The 4,911-nt window shown below is 71.9% G+C and carries 3 protein-coding genes and 1 pseudogene; 3 read left to right on the forward strand and 1 reads right to left on the reverse strand.

Annotated features, from left to right (window positions below; all coding sequences use genetic code 11):
• The 3 genes from ACWGI8_RS37300 to ACWGI8_RS37310 all read left to right on the forward strand — a co-directional run.
• The coding region (locus ACWGI8_RS37300; RefSeq protein WP_453667874.1) for an ATP-binding protein at positions 1 to 1,860 on the forward strand (1,860 nt) is incomplete at its 5' end.
• 233 nt (positions 1,861 to 2,093) lie between these two features.
• The gene (locus tag ACWGI8_RS37305; protein WP_453667875.1) at positions 2,094 to 2,726 is read left to right on the forward strand and encodes a dioxygenase family protein; all 633 of its coding nucleotides are present in this window, start codon (positions 2,094 to 2,096) and stop codon (positions 2,724 to 2,726) included.
• 30 nt (positions 2,727 to 2,756) lie between these two features.
• The gene (locus tag ACWGI8_RS37310) at positions 2,757 to 3,917 is read left to right on the forward strand and encodes a hypothetical protein (RefSeq protein ID WP_453667876.1); all 1,161 of its coding nucleotides are present in this window, start codon (positions 2,757 to 2,759) and stop codon (positions 3,915 to 3,917) included.
• 51 nt (positions 3,918 to 3,968) lie between these two features.
• On the opposite strand, the pseudogene ACWGI8_RS37315 reads toward ACWGI8_RS37310, so the two are convergent.
• A pseudogene (locus tag ACWGI8_RS37315) lies at positions 3,969 to 4,121 on the reverse strand (MmyB family transcriptional regulator); the annotation flags it as partial.
• Between the last annotated feature and the right edge of the window lie 790 nt (positions 4,122 to 4,911).

Genomic DNA, 4,911 nt, shown 5'->3' on the forward strand with positions numbered 1-4,911 from the left:
GTGGTGTTCCGGGTCGGCGAACTGTCCCTGTCACCGGCCGCCGACGTGGACGATCCGGCGATGGTGCTGCAGGCCGATGCGGTACGGCTGTTCGTGGAGCGCGCCGCCGGCTGCGCGCCCGGATTCGCGCTGAACGCCGGCAACGCCCGTACCGTGGCGGAGATCTGTCGGCGCCTTGACGGTATGCCGCTGGCCATCGAGCTGGCGGCCCGCCGCACGGGAGTCCTTCCGCTGAGCGACATCCTGGCCGGACTTGACGACCAGCTCGCGCTCCTGACGGACGGCAGCAGGACCGGGCCCGGCCGGCATCGCGAGCTGGCCGCGGCGATCGACTGGAGCCATCGATTACTGGATCCGGAGGAGCAGACGCTCTTTCGGCGTCTCGCCGTCCTCGTCGGCGGATTCGACGCCGTGGGAGCCGCCGCGGTCTGCGCCGACGGCGAGGTGCCGCCGCGTGATGTGCTGCGCGTGCTGTGCGCCCTGGAGGCCAAGTCCTTGATCGTGCGGCTGCCGGGGAGCGAGAAGACCGCGAGATTCCGGCAGCTGAGCGCCATCCGGGCCTACGCGCTGGACCGGCTCGCCGACTCCGGCGAGCTGCACAGGACCTGGCAGCGCGCCCTGGACTGGCTGACCGGTCTCATGGAGCCCTCTGCCGGCCAGGTCTTCGCCGACCAGACCGGAGGGCCGTTGGCGAAAGAGCGGGACAACCTCGCGGCGGCCGTCGCCTACGCCACCGGCCGCGACGGCACGCCGCACCTCGGTCTTGGCCTGGCGCTGGCGCGGGTGCGCTTCCAGCAGGAACAGCTGACGGCAGCGCGGCACCTGCTGACCCAGATACTCGCGCAGGACGACGGCCCCCCGCAGGCCGGTGCGGCACTGGCGCTCGCCGCACGCGCGGCCTGCCGGCAGCAGGACCCGGCGGCCGCGCTGCGCTTCGGGGAGCAGGCGGTGGCAATCGAACGGCGAGGCGGCGGCCCCGCGGCACTTGCCAACGCTCTGGACGCCCGCGCCGCCGCCATGGTGTTCTGCGGCGAGTTCGACCGGGCCGTGGCCGACTTCGCGGAGTGCCTGGACATCGTCGCCACGCTCGGCCGTCCCCGTGACACGGCTTGGTGCCGACATCATCTGGCCTGGGCGCTGCTGCACATCGGCAAGACGGCCGAGGCCGACGAGCTGATGGCGTCCTGCCTGCCGCTTTTGCGCTCACAGTCCCCCTGGTGGCAGTCGGCAGCGGCCCTGCACACCGCCGGTGCCGTCCGACTCGCCCTGGGCGAAGTCGACGCGGCCCATGATCTGTTCGCCGAGGGCCTTGGCACCGTGCCCGGTGAGAGCTTCCATGCGCTGTATCCGCTGGAGGGGCTTGCCATCGTGGCGGCGGAACGAGGCCAGATGAAGCGGTCGCTACGGCTGTTCACTGCGGCTGCACGGGCGCGCAGAAGGCTGGACACCGAGCCGGAGGCCGAATGGCGACGGCAGGTCGAGTCGGCGACGGCCCGCGCGGCAGCGGCACTGACCCCGGCGGCTCGGGACGGCGTGCTGGCCCAGGGACGCCGGATGCGCTGGGAGCGGCTGATCGGGTACGCCCTGCGCGCAGCCGACGAAGGACCGGCCTCGTCCGTCCGCACCGAGGACGGGCGGTCTCCGCTCACAGGGCGGGAGATGACCGTGGTCGCGCTGGTCGCCGAGGGACTCACCAACCGTGAGATCGCCGCCCGTCTGGACCTGTCGGCGAGCACCGTCTCCACCCATCTCGACAACGTACGGGACAAGCTGGGCATGCGCTCCCGTACGCAGATCGCGCTGTGGGTTGCCGCCAGGACCGCCGGCACGGAACAGCGCCCCGCTCCCGGGGTTTCGTAACGCCGCCAAGTCGCCGGTCATCCGATCGATCCGCGTGCGCGTGGCAGCGACCAGGCTGACACGGAACAGGGCATTCCATGGACCCGACGGCGTGGATCCGGGTCCTCCCCCCATTGGAATGCCCTGCCTGGCTAGTGCAATCCGGCAAGGGAGACGCGATGCGGCAAGACCACGACGCGAGTGGCGAACAGACGAGCTCGAGGAGGGCGTTCATCAGAACGAGTTCGGCGGGAGTGACCGCCGCCCTCGTGGCGACGAGCGCCGCCTCGGCCGCCTTCGCGGCACCCGTGAGCTCGGTGCAGGAAGCACGCGCGGCTGGACGTCCCCTCGCCGTCACCCCCGCCTGCGACGGTCATGAGACCCCGGCGGCAGCTGAGGGCCCGCTCTTCAAGCCTGAGTCCCCCGAGCGGACGGACTTCATCACCCCCGCGATCCGCGGCGTGCGGCTCGACCTGAGCGGCATCGTCTACGACACCGCGTGCAAGCCCCTGCCCGGCACGCTCATCGAGTTCTGGCAGTGCGACCAGAACGGCGACTACGACACCGCCGGCTTTGCGCTGCGCGGCCACCAGTACACCAACAGCCGGGGCGCTTTCCAGCTGAGCACGATCATCCCCCGGGACTACTGGGGCCGTTGGGGCCAGCGGGCTCCCCATATCCACACCCAGGTCCAGGCGCCCGGCGGACCGGTACTCATCACGCAGTTGTACTTCCCCGACGACACCCAGGCCTACGGCCGGGACTTCGCCGCGCTCAACGCCGCGGACCGGCTCCTCAACCGGGCCTGCACGATCACCCTCGCGGGTCCCAAGGCCGGCAACTACACCGGCGCCTTCGACTTCGTCATCCAGACCACGGCCAAGTAACCCGCCCCCAATCGCTCAAGGACTTCCGAGATGAATACGAGCACGTCATCCGGGCGCCCGCGCCTCGTACGGCGGCCGCTGGTGGCGGCGCTGGCCGCGGGCGCCATCGCGGCCGGAGGCCTGATCGCCGCCGGCACCGTCTGGGCCGGACCCGCCCCCGCCGCCAAGGACGTCGCGGCCGCACCGTCGCGCGTCGCCGGGCAGTGGCAGTCGACCGCCGTCCCGGTGGACAAGGGCGACATCACGGCCGTGGCCGCGCTCAGCGACAAGGACGCCTGGTCCGTCGGCTACCGGCTGAAGAGCGACACCGAACTGGAGGCCCTGGCACTGCACTGGGACGGCACCTCCTGGACCCAGCAGTCGACGCTTCCCAAAGACAGCTTCCCGCAGGCGCTCGCCGTCCGGTCGGCCAGTGACATCTGGGCGGTCGGCTCGACGGCGGTCCACTGGGACGGCACCTCCTGGACCGCGAGCGACCTCGACCGCGACCCGGGCGGCCGGATGGTGCCCGAGGCGGTGTCGACGACCTCCGACGGGAAGGCCTGGACGGTGGGACACGCGGTGCCGCAGGGCATCAAGAACGGGGTGCCCGCCATTCAGTCGTGGGACGGCTCGACCTGGCACCGGCAGACCCTGCCCGATGTGGGCAAGGGGGAACTCACCGGCCTCGCCGCCGTTGCACCCGACGACATCTGGGCGGCGGGCACGTCCTACGGGACCGACTCCACCGCGCAGAGGGCCCTGCTGCTCCACTGGGACGGCACCTCCTGGACGCGGGTCGCCACACCCGCGGCGGCCAAGGACGAACTCCGCTGGATAAGCGGCCTCACCGCCCTGGGTGCCAACGACGTATGGGCGGTGGGCGGCTCGACGTTCAAGGGCTCCGACCGCCCTTACGCGGCGCACTGGGACGGCAAGAAGTGGACCGATGTGGCAACACCAGAGATCGCCGACGGCCGGCTTCGGGCCGTCGGCAAGACCGGGCACGGCGCGCTGTGGGCGGTCGGCGGCAAGGGTGCCGTCTCCCTCGCCCTGCGCTTCGACGCGCAGCAGCACCGTTGGGAGAAGGCAGCCGACCCCGGCGTGGTGGTGCGAGGGTTCGCCACCGTGCCGAAGAGTGCAGATCTGTGGACCGTGGGCATTGCCAAACAGGGCGACCTTGTCCCGGCGGTGACCCGCCTCACGGGCTGACACCGACACACCACCCGGGCCCGGACCGCGCATTATGGTCCGGGCCCGGAGTGCCTTCCAGATGGGCTCGGCGAGATGCTCCGCCATCGACGCACGGAACTTGGCCGCAATCGTCCGGGTCACCTCCCCGACATCGGCGAGCGCCGCCCGCCAGTCGTCGTTGGTGAAGGCCAGAATCATGCAGTTGCGGTCCTCTGGCGGCAGCGCGCACCAGCGACACCCTCAAGGCCCGCTCCGCCCGCGAGGCCACCCTCCTCTTCCTCGCCAAGACCGAAGCCGGCCCACCGAAGCTGCCCGGCAAGGGCCTCTCCACCTGGACCATGGTCCGCCTCGACGTCTCCGAGACCGGCGAGGACGCCGCAGTCGGCGCAACTGCCGCGCGGCGGGCCCTGCGGCGTGCGGGCGGCTGGGATGGGGGCGGGGTTGGGGGATGCGTCGTCCAGCTCGCAGTCGATGCAGGTCCCGACAGGTCTGGGGCGGGTGCCGTGCTCGGGACGTAGGCCCTGCTCGAGGCGCTGGGCGCGCTGGCGGGCGACGAACGCCGGCGGGGGGATGGTCCCCGCAGGTCGGTACCGAAACCGCCAATCGGTGCCTGCTCCCCGCACCCGCGGGCCTCCCGCCGCACCCATGCCGGCCCACAGCCAGGAGGCCCAGACATGACCGCCCAGCCCTTCCCTCCCCAGTACCCGGCCCACGGCGGGCCCCACGGCCCCGCAGTCACCCTGGTCGCGCTCACCGCCGGCAGCGATACGCGCGGCTCTCGAGAGACGGCCCCGCACGACAGAGGCCGCTCTGACCGCGGGCGTACGAACGGCTTGACCACCTTGGGGAGGAAGCCCAGGGGATGCGGCTAGTCACGCCAAAGGAAGGCCGGAGCCACTGGCACTGGCTCCGGGCCCCCCTTTCAAACCAGCGCCGGAGCCTGAACCAGAAGACGGCCCCCAGGGCCCGGGATCACTGCTGAGGGGCTCCGGTGAGGCACTCCGGCGGGCTG

This window comes from Streptomyces sp. NPDC054841 (genome assembly GCF_053611045.1).